Annotated in this window: 21 protein-coding genes and 2 pseudogenes; 14 read left to right on the forward strand and 9 right to left on the reverse strand. The window is 36.8% G+C overall.

The window, feature by feature from the left end; genetic code table 11:
* Nucleotides 1-12 precede the first annotated feature (12 nt).
* Entirely contained in the window at nucleotides 13-543 is a 531-nt protein-coding gene (gene msrA, locus MHH87_RS07585; protein WP_340748710.1) for a peptide-methionine (S)-S-oxide reductase MsrA, read from the forward strand.
* Complete coding sequence (msrB, locus tag MHH87_RS07590; protein ID WP_340748711.1) at nucleotides 540-971, forward strand: peptide-methionine (R)-S-oxide reductase MsrB; 432 nt, start codon at nucleotides 540-542, stop codon at nucleotides 969-971. The genes msrA and msrB overlap by 4 nt, the downstream gene beginning before the upstream one ends.
* Nucleotides 972-1065: 94 nt before the next feature.
* On the opposite strand, the pseudogene MHH87_RS18880 reads toward msrB, so the two are convergent.
* Both MHH87_RS18880 and MHH87_RS07595 read right to left on the reverse strand, forming a co-directional pair.
* A pseudogene (locus tag MHH87_RS18880) lies at nucleotides 1066-1263 on the reverse strand (hypothetical protein); the annotation flags it as partial.
* A gap of 96 nt (nucleotides 1264-1359) precedes the next feature.
* On the reverse strand, nucleotides 1360-3150 hold the full coding sequence (locus tag MHH87_RS07595; protein ID WP_340748712.1) for a methyl-accepting chemotaxis protein: 1791 nt from the start codon (nucleotides 3148-3150) through the stop codon (nucleotides 1360-1362).
* A 116-nt stretch (nucleotides 3151-3266) separates the two neighbouring features.
* On the opposite strand from MHH87_RS07595, the gene MHH87_RS07600 reads away from it, so the two are divergent.
* Together MHH87_RS07600 and deoD are read left to right on the forward strand one after the other, a co-directional pair.
* Complete coding sequence (locus MHH87_RS07600; protein ID WP_340748713.1) at nucleotides 3267-3491, forward strand: YozE family protein; 225 nt, start codon at nucleotides 3267-3269, stop codon at nucleotides 3489-3491.
* A 134-nt stretch (nucleotides 3492-3625) separates the two neighbouring features.
* Nucleotides 3626-4333, forward strand: coding sequence for a purine-nucleoside phosphorylase (deoD, locus tag MHH87_RS07605; protein WP_340748714.1), 708 nt, complete (start codon nucleotides 3626-3628; stop codon nucleotides 4331-4333).
* A 102-nt stretch (nucleotides 4334-4435) separates the two neighbouring features.
* Here deoD and MHH87_RS18885 read toward each other — a convergent pair.
* Together MHH87_RS18885 and MHH87_RS07610 are read right to left on the reverse strand one after the other, a co-directional pair.
* Nucleotides 4436-4708: pseudogene (locus MHH87_RS18885) on the reverse strand (site-specific integrase); the annotation flags it as partial.
* A gap of 56 nt (nucleotides 4709-4764) precedes the next feature.
* Nucleotides 4765-5166 (reverse strand): tyrosine-type recombinase/integrase, encoded by a 402-nt coding sequence (locus MHH87_RS07610; protein ID WP_340748715.1) that lies wholly within the window; start codon nucleotides 5164-5166, stop codon nucleotides 4765-4767.
* 177 nt (nucleotides 5167-5343) lie between these two features.
* Here MHH87_RS07610 and MHH87_RS07615 point away from each other — a divergent pair, with 177 nt between their 5' ends.
* The 8 genes from MHH87_RS07615 (at nucleotide 5344) to MHH87_RS07650 (ending at nucleotide 14911) form a co-directional block, all read left to right on the forward strand.
* Entirely contained in the window at nucleotides 5344-5571 is a 228-nt protein-coding gene (locus tag MHH87_RS07615; protein ID WP_340748716.1) for an HNH endonuclease, read from the forward strand.
* A 559-nt stretch (nucleotides 5572-6130) separates the two neighbouring features.
* On the forward strand, nucleotides 6131-6280 hold the full coding sequence (locus MHH87_RS07620; RefSeq protein ID WP_340748717.1) for a hypothetical protein: 150 nt from the start codon (nucleotides 6131-6133) through the stop codon (nucleotides 6278-6280).
* Between the two features lie 1441 nt (nucleotides 6281-7721).
* Nucleotides 7722-7868 carry a hypothetical protein gene (locus tag MHH87_RS07625; RefSeq protein WP_340748718.1) on the forward strand — a complete coding sequence of 49 codons (147 nt, stop codon included), beginning with the start codon at nucleotides 7722-7724 and terminating at the stop codon, nucleotides 7866-7868.
* Between the two features lie 841 nt (nucleotides 7869-8709).
* Nucleotides 8710-9492, forward strand: a complete 783-nt coding sequence (locus tag MHH87_RS07630) for an ABC transporter ATP-binding protein (protein ID WP_340748719.1) — start codon at nucleotides 8710-8712, stop codon at nucleotides 9490-9492.
* Between the two features lie 3 nt (nucleotides 9493-9495).
* Nucleotides 9496-10302, forward strand: coding sequence for an ABC transporter permease (locus MHH87_RS07635; RefSeq protein WP_340748720.1), 807 nt, complete (start codon nucleotides 9496-9498; stop codon nucleotides 10300-10302).
* Complete coding sequence (locus MHH87_RS07640; RefSeq protein WP_340748721.1) at nucleotides 10303-11193, forward strand: ABC transporter permease; 891 nt, start codon at nucleotides 10303-10305, stop codon at nucleotides 11191-11193.
* Between the two features lie 87 nt (nucleotides 11194-11280).
* The gene (locus MHH87_RS07645) at nucleotides 11281-12333 is read left to right on the forward strand and encodes an ABC transporter substrate-binding protein (RefSeq protein WP_340748722.1); all 1053 of its coding nucleotides are present in this window, start codon (nucleotides 11281-11283) and stop codon (nucleotides 12331-12333) included.
* Nucleotides 12334-12562: 229 nt separating this feature from the next.
* The gene (locus tag MHH87_RS07650) at nucleotides 12563-14911 is read left to right on the forward strand and encodes a bifunctional 2',3'-cyclic-nucleotide 2'-phosphodiesterase/3'-nucleotidase (protein WP_340748723.1); all 2349 of its coding nucleotides are present in this window, start codon (nucleotides 12563-12565) and stop codon (nucleotides 14909-14911) included.
* A gap of 99 nt (nucleotides 14912-15010) precedes the next feature.
* On the opposite strand, the gene MHH87_RS07655 is transcribed toward MHH87_RS07650, so the two are convergent.
* From MHH87_RS07655 to MHH87_RS07670, 4 genes are all read right to left on the reverse strand, one after another.
* On the reverse strand, nucleotides 15011-15664 hold the full coding sequence (locus tag MHH87_RS07655) for a hypothetical protein (protein WP_340748724.1): 654 nt from the start codon (nucleotides 15662-15664) through the stop codon (nucleotides 15011-15013).
* Nucleotides 15665-15841: 177 nt separating this feature from the next.
* Nucleotides 15842-16069, reverse strand: a complete 228-nt coding sequence (locus MHH87_RS07660; RefSeq protein WP_340748725.1) for a hypothetical protein — start codon at nucleotides 16067-16069, stop codon at nucleotides 15842-15844.
* A 223-nt stretch (nucleotides 16070-16292) separates the two neighbouring features.
* The gene (locus tag MHH87_RS07665) at nucleotides 16293-16562 is read right to left on the reverse strand and encodes an RNA polymerase sigma factor (protein WP_340748726.1); all 270 of its coding nucleotides are present in this window, start codon (nucleotides 16560-16562) and stop codon (nucleotides 16293-16295) included.
* 41 nt (nucleotides 16563-16603) lie between these two features.
* Entirely contained in the window at nucleotides 16604-17053 is a 450-nt protein-coding gene (locus MHH87_RS07670; protein WP_340748727.1) for a CPBP family intramembrane glutamic endopeptidase, read from the reverse strand.
* Between the two features lie 461 nt (nucleotides 17054-17514).
* Between MHH87_RS07670 and MHH87_RS07675 the strand changes: the two genes are divergently transcribed.
* Nucleotides 17515-18108 carry a transglutaminase-like domain-containing protein gene (locus tag MHH87_RS07675; protein ID WP_340750927.1) on the forward strand — a complete coding sequence of 198 codons (594 nt, stop codon included), beginning with the start codon at nucleotides 17515-17517 and terminating at the stop codon, nucleotides 18106-18108.
* Nucleotides 18105-18554, forward strand: a complete 450-nt coding sequence (locus MHH87_RS07680; RefSeq protein ID WP_340748728.1) for a VOC family protein — start codon at nucleotides 18105-18107, stop codon at nucleotides 18552-18554. The genes MHH87_RS07675 and MHH87_RS07680 overlap by 4 nt, the downstream gene beginning before the upstream one ends.
* A 148-nt stretch (nucleotides 18555-18702) precedes the next feature.
* Here the strand turns inward: MHH87_RS07680 and MHH87_RS07685 are convergent, their stop codons facing one another.
* Nucleotides 18703-19335: a LysE family transporter gene (locus tag MHH87_RS07685; RefSeq protein WP_340750929.1), complete on the reverse strand. Its 633-nt coding sequence runs from the start codon at nucleotides 19333-19335 to the stop codon at nucleotides 18703-18705.
* Between the last annotated feature and the right edge of the window lie 280 nt (nucleotides 19336-19615).

Below are 19615 nucleotides of genomic sequence, written 5' to 3' on the forward strand. Positions count from 1 at the left end.
GGAGGTTTTACAATGACAAAGGAACGCGCAACATTTGCAGGAGGTTGCTTCTGGTGTATGGTGAAGCCCTTTGACGAGCAGCCAGGCATTGACAGTGTGCTTTCAGGCTACACAGGTGGTCATGTCGAAAATCCTACATACGAGCAAGTATGCAGTGAGACAACAGGTCATTTGGAAGCAGTGCAAATTATGTTTAATTCGGAAATTTACCCATATGAAAAGTTAGTCGAGCTGTACTGGACGTTAATTGACCCAACCGATGCGGGCGGACAGTTTTATGACCGCGGTGAATCATACACAGCGGCTATTTTTTATCACGATGAACAGCAACGTCTGACAGCGGAGGCTTCAAAGGAGAAGCTCAATGCAAGTGGGAAATTTAAATCCCCAGTTGCCGTTAAAATTTTACCTGCGAAGCCGTTTTATCCAGCGGAAGACTACCATCAGCATTACTATAAGAAAAATCCAGCACACTATAACCGCTATTCTATCGGTTCGGGACGCGCAGCATTTATTGAAAATCATTGGGGTGGTCAATCATGAACAAAGAAGAACGTTTAAAACAACTAACAGAAATGCAGTACTACGTAACACAGGAGAAGGGTACTGAGCCCCCGCATCGCAACGAGTTTGATCAGCATTTTGAAGAGGGCATTTACGTAGATATCGTATCGGGTAAGCCGTTATTTAGCTCGAAAGACAAATTTGATGCAGGATGCGGATGGCCAAGCTTTTCGAAGCCAATCGATGCACCGGAAGTAATGGAGCACTTTGATACGTCTCACGGCATGCGACGCGTTGAAGTTCGCAGTAAAACAGCCGACTCTCACCTTGGTCACGTATTCCCAGACGGTCCGCGTGAGTTAGGTGGCCTGCGCTACTGTATTAATTCAGCAGCGCTACGTTTTGTACCAGTCTCGAAACTTGATGAAGAAGGCTATGTAGACTATTTAGCGCAGTTCGAGGAATAGTATATTTAGTAGAACCTACTAATATGGGGGTACTGAAAAACTTACATTTTTATACTGACGAATCTTTTGCGGTTAAAAATTAGGCATTTCTTGTTCAAATTTGAACAGGTAGTGCCTTATTTCTGTTCTCTATTCCGTACTCTTTTTCATTTAGCAACTTCAATATTCGTTTCAGATTGACAGCGAATATCGTTGTAGCACTTTGAATTTCCATGCCAAATAGACTAGCGGCCGATGTCGTATCATCCCCGTGTCCGTTTTTCACTTCACTATTAATCGCTACTACTTTATGAACTTTTTCAGTGGCCTCCGTGTTTTTGCCCGATTTTTCTTATGGTGAGAACAAAAAAATACCGCCCTTCATAAGAAAGGCGGTTACAATCCATGACTAAATCTTAAACTCACTTACAACACTGCGTAAATCGTCAGCTTGTTTAGCAAGCTCAACAGCGGATGCGTTAATTTCTTGCATGGAAGCAGACCCTTGCATTGCAGCAGAAGCGCTTGTTTCTGTGTTCGTTGCTGTATTTTCAGCAATCGTACTTACTTCTACAAAGGAAGTGGTAACATCTTTACTATAGCCTAATGTCGCTTCGATTTGATCAACCATATTCGCTAAAATTGAAGACGTTTCTTCCGTTTGCGTTAAAATGTTTTCAAGCGAATTTGTTGTTGCATTCGTTATTTCGACACCGCGTATAACGGTCTGCACACCTTCTTTGTTCTGTGCAATGATTGATTGTACTTCAGACTGAATCGCAGAAACAATGCCGGTTACCTCGCTAGCAGCGGTTTGCGATTTTTCAGCAAGCTTCCGGACTTCATCTGCTACGACTGCAAACCCACGACCATGTTCACCAGCACGCGCTGCTTCGATGGCGGCGTTAAGTGCAAGTAAATTTGTTTGCTCAGAAATTGCGGTAATCGTGCTGATAATGGACGTTATTTCCCCTGACTTTTGGCCAAGTGACTCAACGGTTGCAGAAGTATTGGCCATCGTTTTTTCAATAGCGAGCATGACATTTGACGATTGTGTCACCGAGTTACTGCCCGCGTACGCCAAGGATTTCATTTCATTTGCTGAAACATGAACGTCATATGCTTTTTCATTTAATACGTGCATAGCTTGTTCAAGATGGTGCATTTTTTCGGTAGCATTCGACATGCTTTTCATAATATGTGTGCTGTCAATAGCAATATCCATCGTTGAGTTCGCGATGGCATCAATTGTACGGGCGTTCTCATCGGCAAGTGCCATTAATTCTTGTGAGCTACCGGACACATTTTCAGCTAAGTTCGAAACGCGCTTCACAAGTTTAGAAATTGACTGGATTAGCACATTTGTTGATGCGGCAATTTGTGCAAACTCATCCTTCGTTTTGACCTCCACGCGGCGTGTCAAGTCTCCACCAGCTTGGGCAATATCTAAAATTGAAGAATTAATCGATTCCGTATTGCGCTTGATCGATTTAGAAAGCACATATCCAAGAGAGACGGTTAAGGCGACAGCAATAAGAGACAGGATAAGGAAGGAAATTTTAGAAGCGAGTGCGAAAGCCTCTAACTCAAGAATCGTTTTCTCATTATGCGTTTCTAATAAACCAATTATCGCATCAGTATTATCGTCAATATAATTTTTTATATTTTGACTATTGCTATGTTCTAGTAATTTACTTGCATATTCAAAGCCAAAGTCTTGGCGAACTTCAAGGACATTTTGAGAATAGGACAGATAGCTCTTGTAAAAATGCTGAATCAAACCAAGTGTTTTTAATTCCTCCTCGCGTCCGTCTAAAATAACTGCTAAAGAGCTAATATTGTCGTTAATTTTAGATTTCATCTCTTCGTAAGAAACAAGAGCATTGTCTTGCGCAGTTATAATAAAGGTTTGCTCGTAACTAGATAATTTTGCAATATCGCTCGCCAAACTATTAATTTGGATTTGCTCCTGTAAGTTTTTATCCGCAAATTCTCGTAAACTTGTTTGCAAGTTTGTTATATTTATGTACGATAAAACTTGCATAGCGATAATAATCGCAAGTAAAATGCTCAAAACAATAATAATACGACCGCGTATTAATTGAGTGAAATTAGACTTAAGCACCTTTGAATTGGACGTTTTTTTTGTGGCTTCATTCTTATGATTATTATTTTTTTCTGGATATCGTTTATTTTTCATGCCAATATTCACGGTAGTCACCAACTTTCTGAAAAATCAATGTTTTATCATCTTACTACATTTACTAAGCAATTCACACAATATATTGGTAATATTTTATAAAAGGGGAAATTATATTGAAAAAATCATTTTATCATTATGTACTTACATTTAGAGGGGGAGAATGGTCTGATCAAAAATCTCGTTTTTCAGAGGCGGTGTTTATAGATCCTGCTTTTCCAAAAATTTCATCTTCCTTTGATGAGCTTTCTAGTTATATTGAAATGCAAGCTGATGAATATTTAACAACTACTGCCTTCGATGAGCTTTGGGAACTTTATTCAGTGAAATATGGTTTATAGAGCTAGTCTCAGTGTTACTTCTACTTAAATTCACAAAAAAGTCGAATTATTGCTCGCATGACGTCTAACCATTGCATAACTATTCGAAACCAAGTATTATTTGATATGAAATAAATTGAAAAGAGGGACTTATTATGAGCATTCATATTAACGCAAAACAAGGTGAAATCGCTGATATCGTATTATTACCTGGAGATCCACTACGCGCGAAATTCATCGCTGAAAATTTTTTAGAAGATGTAACACAATATAACGAAGTTCGAAACATTTTTGGCTATACAGGTACATATAAGGGTCGTCGTGTATCTGTACAAGGAACAGGTATGGGCGTGCCGTCATTTAGCATTTATGCAACAGAATTAATGCAAGAATATGGCGTTCAAAAATTAATCCGCGTTGGTACTTGCGGCGCAATCCAAAAGGACGTTAAAGTTCGTGACGTCATTTTAGCGCAATCATCTTCAACAGATTCAAACATGAACCGCATAATTTTTGGCGGTAATATCGACTTTGCGCCAACTGCTGACTTCGATTTACTACTTAAAGCATACAACACAGGTATGACAGCTGGATTGAACTTAAAAGTAGGTAACATCTTTACTGCAGACATGTTCTACTCTGACGAACACCAAAACGAAAAATTAGCTCAGTACGGTGTATTAGCTATAGAAATGGAAACAGCGGCACTTTACACACTAGCTGCTAAATTTGGCCGCAAAGCGCTATCAGTATTAACAGTATCTGACCACATCATTACAGGTGAAGTTACAACTTCTGAAGAGCGTCAAACGACTTTCCATGACATGATGATTGTTGCGTTAGAAGCAGCGATCCAAGACTAAGCACGGTAAGGGTTTGTGGTTTGGAAGAAATTTCAAAGGGACTATAACCTTTCAAATGTCCGTCTAATGCCTACTAGACAAGTAATTGTTTAGTGGGCTTTTTTAGTTGAATGAATCGAATAAAGAGGTTGCATTTTGCTTCTGTTCCATTGTGACGTGAGAATAAGTGTTAAGTGTTTCTCGTATGTTGGTATGACCAAGCTGTTCTTGAATGACTTTAATGTTTACTCCTTTAGCGAGCATATAAGAGGCGAATGTATGTCGCAAACCATGAAGGGTAATTGAAGGGAGATTGTGTTGTTTAACAATATCGCTCCATTGTTTACTCATACGGTCAGGATGGTTAGGATGACCATTGTCCTTAGAGAACAGGAAGTAAAGAGGTTGCTCTTTACCATCGAGAAGTGGATTGAACTTGTCCCTAAGTTTGTCTAGCTTCTTTTTCTTTTGCGCAAATCGTAAGCTTGTAGCTCCTGCATAAGCGACTTAGGAGCGTGTACAATTCGATTCTCGCCTGTTTTAGTTGAATCTAAGAAGAAACGGTTTGTTAGCTTGTCATACTGTAATGTGCGCTCTACGAGGATTGTATGATGCTCAAAGTCCAATGATTCAAAACGTAATCCTGCAATCTCTGTCATACGCAAACCACAGAACAAAGCATTTTTGATTTTTAGTTGGTGCTTAATGTGAAGCTTCGGTAATACATCTAGTAGGTGCTGAATTTGAGATTCAGTATAGAAGTTGATACGCTTTGATTTAGCACGCTTAAGTTTTACAGCTTTGTCACATGGGTTGGAATCAACGTAACCCCATTCAATTGCCTTATTGAACATGCTTTTTAAGAGTACGAACTTCTCCGCTAATGAACCTGCCTTTTGTTCATTGAAGAAATGATTGATTTAATTATAATTGATTTTTGAGAGCAACATATGACCAAAATACGCTGTTATACGCTATGGAAGGTAAGGTATTACTTTAGCAAACAATACGAAAGAGATTCTCGAAATAGAATGTTAGCGATTAAAAAACATGGTTTGGATTGTTATGCCTGTGGTTTTAACTTTAAAGAGGTTTATGGAGAACTTGGAAAAGATTTCATTGAAGAAGCAGTTGAGTTTAACCCTGAAACTGATTTGATAACTTTGTATGCCAATTGTTATCGAATGATACATAAAAGAAAAGATAAGATTTTAAGTGTCGATGAACTCAAAGGTTTAATAAGAAAACAAGATAATTAAAAAATAGACAATTTAAGTGCTACTGTAAATGTCAGTAAGTCATACAGAGCGATACAGGACTTTTAATTTCTAATGTAAAGGTATGCCCCACTTTAACAGGGATTCAGTAAAGGTCTGAGAGTGGTAACGTGTTCCAAGTACACGCATGGAAGGGGCTATGTTTTATATCGAAGTGGATAACAGTTAGGGATAAACACAGTCATACCAATGTCTAACGTAGTTTATTAAGCACTCAATCAGTGATAAACGTACAACTATTCATATGTTAAAAATAAAACTCCCTTTTAGTTATTTATGACAAGTAACTATAAGGGGGGTCTTATTGTTTGGGTCAAAATTAGCTATTTGATTGCCGACTTTAAAATGAATCAGCAATTCAAGATCGAATAGATAAGTATAATGAATACCATTTGGCGATGAATTATTTTATTAAGCTTTTAATGTTTTACGGAAATATTCAAGGTTAGCAGTACACTAATAAGGATTACTTCAGTAAAATAGGGTATATTTTATTTGTTGAATAGATTCTCTTTAAAGACAAGAAAAGTAGGTGAACAAAGTGGGGAAATATCAATTGGATACCAAGGGTCAGGTAGCTGTGACAAAGTATCATGAAAAACACAAGCCTGCCAAATTTGATAAAAAGCAGCAACTTGAAAAAATACGTGCAGAGTATTTGAAAAAGAAGCAACAACAAACAGATAAATAAAAGGAAGATATATCTTCAAAATTATCAAAAATAGACCAATGGCAAAAGGCTATTTTAGAATTAGTGACGGTATGACACTTGTTTAAGTATTTAATATATTATAATTTGAATATTTAAAGAGGATTAAAGTAAAATTATTCTTTTACCTAAATGCATCTAGTTAATACTAGGTGTATTTTGTTTGTTTTTTTAGGTAGATGTTATGTTTTTCACATATTATATTGCTGCTTTTATTACAGAATTCGTAAATTTAGTTATGTTGTGCTAGATTACTAAAAAGGGACTTTTAATAATCTATTCAGGAGGAGAGCATTGATGGCTGATAATAAGTATATTGAATGGATTCCCAATGTACAATATTAAGTTCAACTACTTCTTGATAAGAAGCTTTAATAGTCAAGTCATCATCTCCCTGCGCCTAAAATAACTGAAAATTTAATCTATTTAGAATCATAACACAAAAAAGTTTGAGTTGGTAGATAAATGGGAAAGTGTAATAAAAACGAATTGTTGTTATCTAAAATCGAGTCAATAGCCTTTAAATACCATAGAAGCTTGTTCACTAATTATCCACGAAGAAACACAGGGGGAAACCTGTATAGATTGCTCTATTGGTATTAAGTCATAAAGTAATAATGTACAGGTCAAAATGTATCGTCATGTAAACTGTGTGATTAAGTGCAGATCATTACATGGAGAAACTAAGGTCTTTACGATAGTGGATGCGATTACATTAATCGACTGTTTGATGTAAGAAAAATTCATTTCATTTGTTTTGAAAAACTCTTATCGAATATTGAATAAATTATCCAAAAAGGCAAAGGTAAGGCAACAATATATGCTCTCTGATTTGCAGGTACATAGTTATGTGATTAAGTTTATATAATTACATGCAGGAACTAAGGTTTTAGCGTGAGGTTTAACGACTTAACGCATGATACTCATTACTAAAATATATGACTGATAATGATTATGAATTTATGAAAAGGTTGACTATCGAGATCGTGTTCAGGAAGTCATTGATCACCGGATTTCGGGAAATTAAATAGTAAGCTATTTGAAAAATAAGTACAATAATATAGCATAGTCAAATTGGGCCGATTCTGTACGTTTATAGAGTCAGCTCTATTTTTTTGCTTTACTTTCTAAGAGATAGATTAGCATATTAAACAGCCCATTTTCGTACAATGAACAGCTAGATAATTTCTTACATACACTCTCAATTGACTATCATAATAAAGTTGGACTACAAAAAGTAGTTTAAGCATAGAATGTAGCAACTGTTCAAGGAGCTCCCTTAGATTAACTGGCTGAAGAATTCTGAAGAAGCCTTTAAAAAGGGTAACTAAAGTGATTAGTATGATGGCCTGAGTAAAAAACGAATAGTAGTGACGCACCTATTGTTGGTGTATAAGTCATATACAAATTAGGAGGATCTGTCATGTTAAAAGTGCTTAAAGCAATTGATGATTTCTTTTTCAAAATAGATGATGAAACAGAAGTAGATGATAAGAAATGGTTTTATGTGCCGATGATCAGCATGCTGGTCATCGTTGTATTAACATTCTGTTTTAAGGCGCTTGCTTAACCAATTTGGGTGACAAGAATTGGCCCATCTTATTAGACTCAAGTGAATTTAGGTCAGGTAAAGGCTTAATTCTTTGTGCACCAAGCTTTTAGATGCCCTTCATTTTCCCATGTAATATTCGAGCCTATTTCAATAGAATTAAACTTACGATCAAAACACGTCTTAATAGAACGTTTCATTGACGCAACTAAATTATTTTTTTTGACTGATAAAGAAGATTCATTATGCAGGGTATAAGGTTGAAATTTGCAGCGCTAATTGTAATGTTTGTGAAAAATGAGGTAACAATAGAAACAAAACCAACTGAAAACCTACTTCTGAATTCCAATTCGGAAGTAGGTTTTTTTACGTTCTGACACACACAAATTTCGAAATACATAACGCTAATAAGGCAGAAATATATTCGAATGGAAAGAAATATAAAAATATTTAAGTAAAATCTCAATTGTAAACATTGTTTTATAATTTTCATTCATGTATTTACATACATATAGATAAACTACTAATTTTGGAATTTATCTATTTAAGCTATCCTCAGTGAGTTAATTAGGTGGCGTTTTTGATAGAAAACAGGACAAAAGAATTTAATTAAGTAACAATTTTTATATTTTTAATAGAAGAAACACTAATTCGTTTGTGGTGCAGTGTTTTGAATAACATTTAACACTAGAAACTTATGGGAATTCCGAAGTAATAATAGTTTTATCAGTAATCATTTAGGTTTTTTTCTAATATATATCATAAATGAAACATATATATTCATGTTAAGAATTGTTTTAAGAAAAAATTGTAATTATTGAACAGCTTTTCTAACAATTATATCGGAAAGGGGAAATTTTTCATGTTAGTAGCTAAAGTAAGTACTCCAGAAATTGAAATTGAACATGTGAGCATGCGGTACCAAACAGATGCAAATGAAGTATTAGCACTTGAAGATGTGACTGTTAATATCCAAAAGGGCGAGTTTGTATCGCTGCTTGGACCATCAGGCTGTGGGAAAACAACCTTGCTTCGAATTATGGCCGATTTGATTCAACCAACAAATGGAACCGTTAAAGTAGCAGGAGAAACGGCAAAAGAAGCAAGATTAGCACAAAAATATGGCATCGTGTTTCAAAGTCCAGTTCTATATGATTGGCGAAAAGTGAAAAAGAATATAACGCTACCGTTAGAAATGATGGGGGTAAACAAGGCTGAAAGAGAAAGCCGCGTGGATCACTTATTAGAATTAGTAGGCTTATCCAACTTTAAGGATAAATATCCGTGGCAATTAAGTGGAGGGATGCAGCAGCGAGTTTCAATCGCAAGAGCTCTCGCAATAGAGCCGGAGATTTTACTGATGGATGAACCGTTCTCGGCATTAGATGAATTTTCTCGTGAACGTTTAAATGAAGAATTATTATCCATCTGGAGCAAGGTTGGCAATACAGTTGTTTTTGTCACCCATAGTATTACGGAAGCTGTATTTTTGTCAGATCGAGTATTTGTACTATCTCCGCATCCTGGCAGGTTATCTGCAGTGGTTGAGATTCCGTTACCTCGTCCAAGAAGAAAAGAGATGAGAAATAGTCCGGAATTTTATCAGCTAATATCAGATATTCGCAACAGCTTTGAAGGAGTGTAGCCTATGAGGAAGCATTTAGTTCTTAATCGTTACACACCGACATTGATATGGATTATTGGACTTTTGATTATGTGGCAATTTATATCCTGGTTTTTACTCAATGTCTTACAAGTTCCTTTAGCGCAATCGAAAGTGCCGTATATACATGAATTAGTTATGACGTTCACTGAATATGCAGGAACGCTTTTTTCGGAAGGCTCGGTCACGATAACGAATGCAGCGATAGGCTTTGCTTTAGGGGCAGTAGCAGGTATTATTTTAGCTATTTTGATGAGTTTATCAAAATGGATCGAGCAATTAGCGTTCCCTTACGCTGTCGCTTCACAAATGATCCCGATTTTAGGACTGGCACCGATTGTTTACGGAATTGTTCGTGATGATCAAGTATCCAGAGTCATCATAGCTGCGTATATGACGTTTTTCCCGGTGGCGTTAAATATGTTAAGAGGGTTGCGAAGCGCGGATCCATCAGCAGTGGAACTCATGTATTCATATGCAGCCAAGCCTTGGACAATTTATTGGAAGCTCCGTTTTCCTCAAGCATTACCGAGTCTGTTTAGTGGCCTAAAGATTGCAGCGCCTTTAGCTGTTACAGGAGCTATTTTAGTAGAGTTAATGGGTGCAACAAATGGGATCGGAGTCATTATGCTGCGCAATCTTTATTACGGTCCTTCTCATAATTATATGTTTTGGCTGACAGTAATCGCGGGTGCTTTGCTTGGGATTTTAAGTTATCTTTTCATTAGTTTGATCGAGCGTCTCGTTACCCCATGGCAACCAGAGTTTCGTAAGTCAGGAGGAGATGATTAAATGGAAGGGAAATCGGTAGAAAATAACAAAAGTTGGGTAAAGCAACCTGTTGAAATAGACAATCAGCTTACAACGCCACAATTAAAAACGGTCCTCTCCAACAATGACCGAAAGCGTAAGAGGTTTGTACGGGGTTTTCAAAAAGTCCTTCTTCCATCATTAGCAGGGATATTGTTTATCTTATTGTGGGAGTTTCAAGTTTTCCATAGTATTTTCCAACTAAGAACGTATCAATTACCAATACCATCCGCCATTTTAGAAGCTGTTCGAGAAAACAGTAGCACACTTCTCTCCTATGCAGGTTATACGTTTACTGAAGCGTTGTTAGGAATGCTCTTAGGGTCATCGCTCGGTTTTTTATTCGCCTTAATTGCAACGTCTTGGCCTAAATGGGGGAAAGGCGGTTTAGTTGTAGTTGTTGCCTTAAATGCAGTTCCGATTGTCGCATTGGCCCCTATTATGAATCTTTGGTTTAGCGATGGAATCGGTTCGAGGGTTGCGATTGTTACGGTTACAACGATGGCAGCGATGGCGATTAATGCGCATAAAGGGATGATGAATGTGAATCCTTTGGCATTGGATTTAATGCATTCCTATGCTGCAAATAAAATCGAAGTATTTCGTTATTTGAGAATAGCAAATAGCCTTCCTTATGTTTTTACAGCGTTAAAAATCAATACGACGGCAAGTATGATTGGTGCAATTGTCGGCGAATTTTTCTTTTCTTCAAGAGGTCTAGGTTATCTGCTTTCAAACTCGATTAAAGTAGCCAAGATGCCGTTAGGGTGGGCGTGTATTTTAATAGCTTCAATTGCAGGTGTGCTTTTTTATCTTTTAGTGGAAGGATTAGAAAAAGTATTTTTGAAATGGCATGCTTCTAAGAGAACTTAATAGGTATTCGGATTTTTGAGAATCTATCATTTGATAATTCTTGAAGATCATAATATAGCAAAAATTAAAGTTAGAGGGGGATAACAAATGAAGAAGAAATTTGGTAATATTCATCGTTTATTTTTGTTGACTGTGCTGTTAATTGGTTCGATACTGGCAGGGTGTAGTGATGATTCCACTTCTTCCTCTGGTGGAACAACTTCAGACGGAGAGTTGACGCCAGTTACATTACAGTTGAAATGGGTACCACAAGCACAGTTTGCAGGGTATTTTGTTGCACAGGCAAAAGGATATTATGAGGAAGAGGGACTGGACGTAACAATTGTGCCAGGTGGTCCGGATATTGTTTCAGAGCAACAGGTTGCCAGTGGTGCAGCCGATATCGGGGTTAACTGGGTAGCGAGTTTGTTGCCGCACCAAGAACAAGGAATGCCATTAGTTCAAATTGCACAAATCTATCAAAAAAGTGGATTATTACTCGTATCGAAAAAAGATTCAGGCATTATGACGGGGGCAGATTTAGCGGGTAAAAAAGTTGGTAACTGGATGGGCGGTAATGAATTCGAGATTTTAGCTTTATTTGATAAATATGGATTAGATCCGAATGGTGGTTTAGAATTTACCAAACAAGGATTTACGATGGATCAATTTTTAGCAGGTGAGTTAGATGCGGCATCTGCAATGATCTATAACGAATATCCTGTTGTACTTGAACAAGGTATTCCGGAAAGTGACTTAAATGTAATCGATATGAATGATGAAGGCGTTGCGATGCTTGAGGATAATCTGTTTGCTAACGCAGATTGGCTTGCTGATAATAAAGAAGTTGCAGCAAAGTTTGTGCGTGCATCAATAAAAGGATGGCAGTCAGCAATTGAAGACCCAGAAGGAGCAGTCGATATTATTATGGCTGAATCAGAGGAAGGCAGTAGTACGAGAGAACATCAATTAACGATGATGAAAGAAGTATCGAAACTTGTTGTTCCTGAAGGCTTCGATCCTGCAAATATCGGCGTTATTGATGAAGCGATGTTCCAACAAACGGCTGACATTGCTCACCAATTTGGCGTAATTAAAAAACCAGCAAATATTAAAGAAGCCTATACAAATGAAATCATGGATATGGTGTTGAAAAAGTAGCAGCTACGTATCAATTAATATGTTACAAGATAGGAGTCTCGTTAAGAGTACGCATTTACTCTGGAGACTTCTTTTTATTTTGCTTCATATGGCTATAAAAATGGTTGAAATTTTGTAAACTACTTTTAATCTATATTTAACTTCAATTAAATTCAATATATTTACATATTTCATATATTTTTGGTAATATTGAGGTGTTCGATAAGATGAATAAGAAGGAGAAATGCTCATGTGGAAAAAAGTTTCAGCGTCGGCACTTGCTTTATCTCTTGCGGTTGGAGGATACGCGGGTGTACAGGCCAAAGCAGCAGAAAATGATGAAGTGACACGTGGTGAATATGTTAAAACATTGATTGAGGCAATGGGGGTTAAGTTAGGCACAGGTGCGTCTGTACCATTTAAAGATGTTCCAGATTCATTGAAACCTTATATTGAAAAAGCAGTGGAGCTAAAACTGATTACAGGAAAATCTCCAACAATTTTTGCACCAGATGAAAAAATTTCTCGTCAGCATGCATTTGTGATCATTGCCAGAGGATTACAAGATGGCAAACCTTATTCAGAAGATGTTTTAAAAACGTTTAATGATAGTCAACAAATCGGAAAAGCTTATCGCAGTCAAATTGCAAAATTAGTAGAATTAGGTTTTTTCAAGGAAGAGAATAATATTTATCCTACAAACTTCGTAACAAAAAAAGACATGGACCAATTTTTGCAAGACTACTTAAAGTCATTTAGTCCTGTAGAAGCCAATACAACGGTGTCATTGCGCATTTTAGGTACTACGGACATCCATACAAATCTAGTGAACTATGATTATTATAAAGATACAGTTTCTAATAGTTTAGGGTTTGCGAAAACAGCGACACTCATTAAGCAAGCACGTTCAGAAAATAACAATACAGTATTATTTGATAATGGTGATACGATTCAAGGAACACCACTTGGGTCATACAAACAAGCAGTAAACAAGCTGAAAGACGGGGAAGAGCATCCGTCTATCAAGGCAATGGAGTTGCTAAAATACGATGCCGCAACTTTTGGGAACCATGAATTTAACTATGGCTTGGAATTTTTAGATGAAGTCGTTGATGATGCGGATTTCCCATTCATTAATGCCAATATTCGTAATGCGCAAACCAAAGAATTAAAGTATACGCCATATGTAATTATTGATAAAGAAGTAGTGGATTCAGATGGCAATAAAACAACGCTTAAAGTGGGGGTAACAGGTATTGTTCCACCACAAATTTTAAAATGGGACAAGTCACATCTACTAGGCAAAGTGACAGTAGACGATTCAGTACAGGCTGTAGAAGCGATCGTTCCGCAAATGGAAAAAGAGGGTGCGGATGTCATTGTTGTTCTTTCCCATTCAGGTCTTGGCGATACAAAGCATGAAGTGGGCGAAGAAGATGTCACGTATTTATTAACAAAAGTGAAGGGTGTCGACGCGATTGTTACAGGACATGCCCATCAAGTATTCCCAGGAAAAGTGGATGCGTCTTTAACCGGTGTTGATGTGGAAAATGGCACAATCAATGGCGTGCCAGTCGTGATGCCAGGTAAATTTGGTAGTCACTTAGCAGTTATTGACTTAGAGCTTGTGAAAAATGGCGATAACTGGGATGTGCAAAAAGGTAAAGGGGAAGTCCGTGCAATTGCAAAAGATGCATCGGATGTCGATCAATCCGTAGTGGATGCTGTGAAAGAAGCACATGAAGGAACAATCAAATATGTGCGTCAAGCAGTTGGGACAACAACAGCGGATATTCATAGTTACTTCTCGCAAGTACAAGATGATCCATCCATCCAAATCGTCACAAATGCACAAACTGTTTATGTAAAAGATAAATTAAAAGGTACAGCCAATGAAAAACTACCGGTTCTATCAGCAGGTGCACCATTTAAAGCAGGTACAAGAAGCGATCCAGAATATTATACATTTGTACCAAAGGGCGAACTAGCAATTAAAAACGTTGCAGATCTTTATTTATATGACAATACAATGGCTATCGTCAAAGTAACAGGAGCGGATGTTAAAGAATGGCTTGAAATGTCTGCTGGTCAATTCAATCAAATCGACGCAACGAAAACAGGTGAACAGCAGCTTATTAATACAGAGTTCCGTTCATACAACTATGACGTGATTGACGGTGTCACATATGAAATTGATGTGACGCAACCAGCAAAATACGATCCAAGCGGTACCGTCATTAATGAAAAAGCTTCACGCATACTCAATTTACAATTCGATGGTAAACCAATTGACGCAAAGCAAGAATTTATCGTTGCCACAAATAACTATCGTGCAAACGGTACATTCCCTGGAGTGCGTAACGCAACGGCCGTGGAAGTTTATCCAGATGAAAACCGCCAAGCGATTATCGACTACATTTTAGCAGAAAAAACAATTGACCCATCTGCAGACGGTAACTGGAAATTCGCAAAATTACCAGTAGGTGTACAAGTTATATTCGAATCATCGAAAAAAGCAGTCGGTGTTATCCCTGCAAATGGCAACATCCAATATGTAGGTGAAGGCACTGATGGGTTCGGGAAATATTCATTGAAATAGAGCTAATTAAAAAATGAACGAAGAAATGGCTAGTTTCTTCGTTCATTTTTTTTCTACCAATGTCTTCGTGAAATTCTTAGTGGATACAAAAGATAACGTTTATTTAGTCAAATACTCAAAATGCTTCAAATACTTATCTGACACTTCAACCCCTAATTCATCAAGATCTGCTTTGGCTTCTTCTATTAGAATTTTCACTTGTGCTTTTGTAGTATCATCTAAATTCGCAAATTTCTCCCCTTTACCTTGATGCTTAGGTAATTCAACACCTAATTTAGTTAATTTTTTATCCGCTTCCTCTTTGGTTAAAGCGCCTTTTTTCACTTGTTGCATAATCTCATGTACTTTTGCTTTTGTCTTTTTATCTAGGTTTTCGTACTTGTCAGGATGTTTGGGTAATTCTACGCCGAGTTTCGCTAATTCCGCTGCTGCTTCTTCGTGTGAAAGGGTCCCGTCTTTCATTTTATGCATGATTTCATGTGCTTTCTCCTTGGCTTCTTCATCTAGATTAGCGAATATCTCATCTTTCCCATTATGCGGTGTCACACCAAGCTTCGCTAATTCGGATTTTAAATTTGTAAAAATATCATCCACTTTTTCCTGTGTTTTAGCGTCCAATTTTTCGTAATCTTCGACGATATGGATGTCCTTATAAACCGTTATCGCAAAGGTAGAAACAGCAGCACTACCAATTAATCCGATTGATAATACACTTGATAATACATAAGTTAAAAGTTTATTTCGGTTGTTCATCGATTTGTTCACTCCCTAAAAGTTAAATTTGCTACCTTCATGCTCGTCAATTATTATGTCCACTTTACAAAAATAAAAAAGTGACGAAATATGTCACTTTTTACAGGAAGATATTTGATTGTATGTTCAATCAATTTTGACATAATCAACTTTTGAATGAAAATAAAAGCAGGGAGGTTACCTTTTTTTACTCTTCGCAAGCTCTTTTGCTGTTAATAATGGCTTTTTCACTACTACTTTTTCAAAAATCACCTGGACATGGTATTTGTTTTCATCAATTTGAACAACGCTTACAACTTTACCTTTTCGGCCTTTAATTTTTATATCTTGGTCGACAGCGGGAACAGAATTTAAAGATTGAGTTAAGACTACGGTTTTATTCTCATAAAAATGAACAGCATTCATCTTCTACAAGCTCCTTTTTTTAAAAGATAGAACGAATTTTCATCAATTTATGATAGATAATTTCAATATAGAACAGTCAAAAGGCGATAACATACTATTTATTAAAAGCTTGGGAGAAAATTTTAAAAAAGGTAATTAGAAAGTACCGACTAAATAGCTAAGCCGACACATTCTGAAAAAGGGTGTATCGGCTTTTTCGAGTTCCCTAAAAAAGGGTAGTTCACTACTGGATTAATTCATTTGCTAAAACTTGCGGCTCTTTTAAATTATGTAGCCCCTCGTAAGCTCGAATGACTGATTGCTGAAAAACATGGACAGCATCGTTTTCATTTTGTACATATATGAGTGCAATGCGGTAGAGCTGGTCTTGCAATGGATTGATTAATTCATAAAATGCTTGTTCATCCTGTTTCTGCGACTGGTAAACGAGCTCGATTTGCGAATTAGTGATAAAAAAAAGCCTCCTTCCAACCATTAGACTTGGGTAAATCAAATTTCGATTCAAATATTTGGGAATTATTATCAAAAAAACCACTAAGTCAATTTGATTAGTGGTTTGTGTTTTGATGTGTAGTAACAAATACAGAAAATGAGAACGAGAAAGCAAACAAGCAACTTTACTAATTCTTGTTCAGACACCGAAACAGTCATCCGAAGTCCATCACTTAAATAAAAAACATTGAGTGGTCCGTGTACAATTGTGGCAGGCAAGACAGAACCACTTTTTTCACGGAACAGACAGATGACTAATGACAAAATGAACAAAAGAGCGAAGTAAATGAGTGTTACTGGAACCACTTGATCATAGGGCTTATAAAGGAGCGCAATTGGTAAATGCCAGATTGACCAAATAGCGCTAATGATAAATGATGTTGCTGAAAAATTAAATACTTTTCTCAAATAATAGTAAATATTCCCGCGCCAAACGAATTCTTCTAAAAGGGCCGAAACTGTGCTCAATTTTAGGCCAATTGCAATGAGCAAAAATAGGTCCTCGAAGCGATTGACTAAAAAACTTTCATCAGATGTGTAGAAAAATATGTGCAGGACTACTCCCATAAAAATAGGTAAAATTGTCCCTGAAAAATTGAAGACCATGAAGTTTTACTGAGCGTAAATGTATGTAGTATTTGTTTTTTTAATAGTATTTTTTGCACGAAAAAAAAGCCCAATAAAGAAATCCCCATGGATAATCCAATAAATGATCGTCCATTTTCTAGCTCCATGAGGACAAGATGAAAAATAACTGTCATCACGAAAATGGTTGCTATTGTATAAAAGGTGGAATGTTTTTGAATACCCGATCCCTCCTTAATTTTCTATCAGTGAAATTTATGGTAGAATATTACATAAATGGTGTAACATTTTGAGAGGGGGTATCGATTTTGTACCAAGCTAAATCACCAATCGGACTTTATTTAATCGAAACACCCGAAGTGAATTTTATGCATCCTGTTATTCAGCGTTTAGCTAGACAATTATTTAATAATAAGCAGTCCGCTACCGAGAAGATAGAGGTTGCGTTTCATTATGTACGGGATGACATTCAACATTCCTGGGATATTCAAAATAAAGTAGTGACGTGTAGTGCAGCGGATGTAGCAGAAGTTGGACATGGCATTTGCTATGCGAAATCGAATTTACTCTCGGCACTGCTACGTTCACAAGGCATTCCGACAGGCTTTTGTTATCAACGATTAATGCTATTTGATACCCCTGACAAAGGGTATTGCCTCCATGCGTTAAATGCGGTCTATATTGCAGAGGAAGATCGCTGGATTCGACTTGATGCAAGAGGAAATAAGCCATGCGTCAATGCACAATTTTCACTTGTAAAAGAGCAATTAGCATTTTCTATTACTATTGATTTAGATGAAGTGGAGTATAAAACGATTTATGCAGTGCCTCTTGAAGATACTATCCAAGTGCTTCGCAGCAATGTAGATGCGCTTTATATGTATAGAAATCGCTTGCCAGCAGCAATAATTGAAGAGCAGTCTTTACCCGTACGGAAAAAAGCAAAGGGGGAAAATAAGTGAACCGTTTAAATTTAGTAACATTAGGTGTGAAAAATCTTTCGAAATCTATTGAGTTTTACCTAGAAATACTAGGATTTGATGTATATAGTTATGGTGAAGAAGGCTCTCCATCCGTGGCCTTTTTTAATAATGAAGGCACAAAAATTTCGCTGTATCCATTAGAAGGATTAGTAAAAGATATTAATGAGGTAACTCCACCTTCCATGCAAACTGGTTTCTCAGGCATTACATTTGCCTATAACGCAAAGTCTGAAGAGGAAGTAGATGACATTTTTAAACACTTACAAAGCCATTCTGTTACTATTTCAAAGCTACCACAAAAAGTATTTTGGGGAGGATATAGTGGTTATTTTCAAGATCCGGACGGGTACTATTGGGAAGTTGCCTACGGAGAATCATGGGAATTTGATGAACAAAATATGTTAGTCATCAAGCCGAATGAATAAGTTGTTCTATATTAGAAAGACACAACTCGTCCAAAATAGGGCGAGTTGATATTCTTACTTATGCGGATGTGAAAGTTATTCTTTCTTACCCGCTAAATAATAAAACCGGACTTCTTTAAAAGAAATCCGGTTTTTACCTTACGTACTATTATAAAAGTTGCTGAATCCCAATAATAAACTCATAGACAAAATAGCATGCAAAGCTAAGTAGCAAGACGCCAGCAGCTACAGTTAGCCACTTAATCATATTACGGTTCAATGCTTTCCGTGTGATTGAAATGATTGTCAAAAGTAATAAATCATGTAGCAAGATGCCACTTAAAATGCCAGCAGCTACGATGTAAAAGCTATTTGCCGTACCATCCGCATACGATTTCGCTAATACAACCCCAAATACATTCACCCAAAAGACAAGATTTCCAGGAGAGATTGCCACAAGCAAGCCATTTTTAAACGAGCTGAAAAATGATTTGGTCACCTTTTCACCGGATAAAGTAATGTCATGATCCGCATTTTTAATCGAATCGATCCCTAAATAAACTAAAAATCCAGCACCAATCAACCACATCGGCATTTGTATAATCGGTAGCGCTAAAATCGATGCGAGTCCAATCGATAACGTGAAAATCAACATTACATCGACTGTCAAGCCACCAAGACCAACCGCCCAGCCATGAATAAAGCCATTTTTTAAACCTTGTTTCGTCATTTCTACTGTAATTGCTCCGACCGGCATCGCAATAGCTAGCCCTACAAGTACATAAGTAATATACAAGCTCAAAGAAACACTTCTTCCATTCAATAGATGTCCTCTTACGTCCGTTTTATATACAAATTATAGCAATTTTTTTATTAATTTCAATAGGGTTAGATGGATTTGCAATTTTAAGTGGGGTCCTTATAAAGAAAAACACTGGAATGAAACTTCATTTTTTTAAGCGAAGACGTCTTTTCCTTATTATATATACACATAAATACAATTGTGCCCAATGTTAATTATTATGGTCCCAATACAATTAGCTCTGAATAATGGGAACAAATTAAGAGAAAGATATTTTCGT

Source organism: Solibacillus sp. FSL H8-0538 (assembly GCF_038003525.1).
Classification (GTDB): domain Bacteria; phylum Bacillota; class Bacilli; order Bacillales_A; family Planococcaceae; genus JBBOPI01.

Excerpts from the sequence above, each read along its gene's own strand:
- MHH87_RS07635 (WP_340748720.1), top strand. The coding sequence starts at position 9,496 with ATGAGGAAGCATTTAGTTCTTAATCGTTACACACCGACATTGATATGG.
- MHH87_RS07640 (WP_340748721.1), top strand. The coding sequence starts at position 10,303 with ATGGAAGGGAAATCGGTAGAAAATAACAAAAGTTGGGTAAAGCAACCT.
- MHH87_RS07615 (WP_340748716.1), top strand. The coding sequence starts at position 5,344 with ATGTTAGCGATTAAAAAACATGGTTTGGATTGTTATGCCTGTGGTTTT.
- MHH87_RS07660 (WP_340748725.1), bottom strand. The coding sequence starts at position 16,069 with ATGAATGCTGTTCATTTTTATGAGAATAAAACCGTAGTCTTAACTCAA.
- msrB (WP_340748711.1), top strand. The coding sequence starts at position 540 with ATGAACAAAGAAGAACGTTTAAAACAACTAACAGAAATGCAGTACTAC.
- MHH87_RS07650 (WP_340748723.1), top strand. The coding sequence starts at position 12,563 with ATGTGGAAAAAAGTTTCAGCGTCGGCACTTGCTTTATCTCTTGCGGTT.
- msrA (WP_340748710.1), top strand. The coding sequence starts at position 13 with ATGACAAAGGAACGCGCAACATTTGCAGGAGGTTGCTTCTGGTGTATG.
- MHH87_RS07655 (WP_340748724.1), bottom strand. The coding sequence starts at position 15,664 with ATGAACAACCGAAATAAACTTTTAACTTATGTATTATCAAGTGTATTA.
- deoD (WP_340748714.1), top strand. The coding sequence starts at position 3,626 with ATGAGCATTCATATTAACGCAAAACAAGGTGAAATCGCTGATATCGTA.
- MHH87_RS07625 (WP_340748718.1), top strand. The coding sequence starts at position 7,722 with ATGTTAAAAGTGCTTAAAGCAATTGATGATTTCTTTTTCAAAATAGAT.
- MHH87_RS07645 (WP_340748722.1), top strand. The coding sequence starts at position 11,281 with ATGAAGAAGAAATTTGGTAATATTCATCGTTTATTTTTGTTGACTGTG.
- MHH87_RS07675 (WP_340750927.1), top strand. The coding sequence starts at position 17,515 with ATGCATCCTGTTATTCAGCGTTTAGCTAGACAATTATTTAATAATAAG.
- MHH87_RS07610 (WP_340748715.1), bottom strand. The coding sequence starts at position 5,166 with ATGTTCAATAAGGCAATTGAATGGGGTTACGTTGATTCCAACCCATGT.
- MHH87_RS07630 (WP_340748719.1), top strand. The coding sequence starts at position 8,710 with ATGTTAGTAGCTAAAGTAAGTACTCCAGAAATTGAAATTGAACATGTG.
- MHH87_RS07595 (WP_340748712.1), bottom strand. The coding sequence starts at position 3,150 with ATGAAAAATAAACGATATCCAGAAAAAAATAATAATCATAAGAATGAA.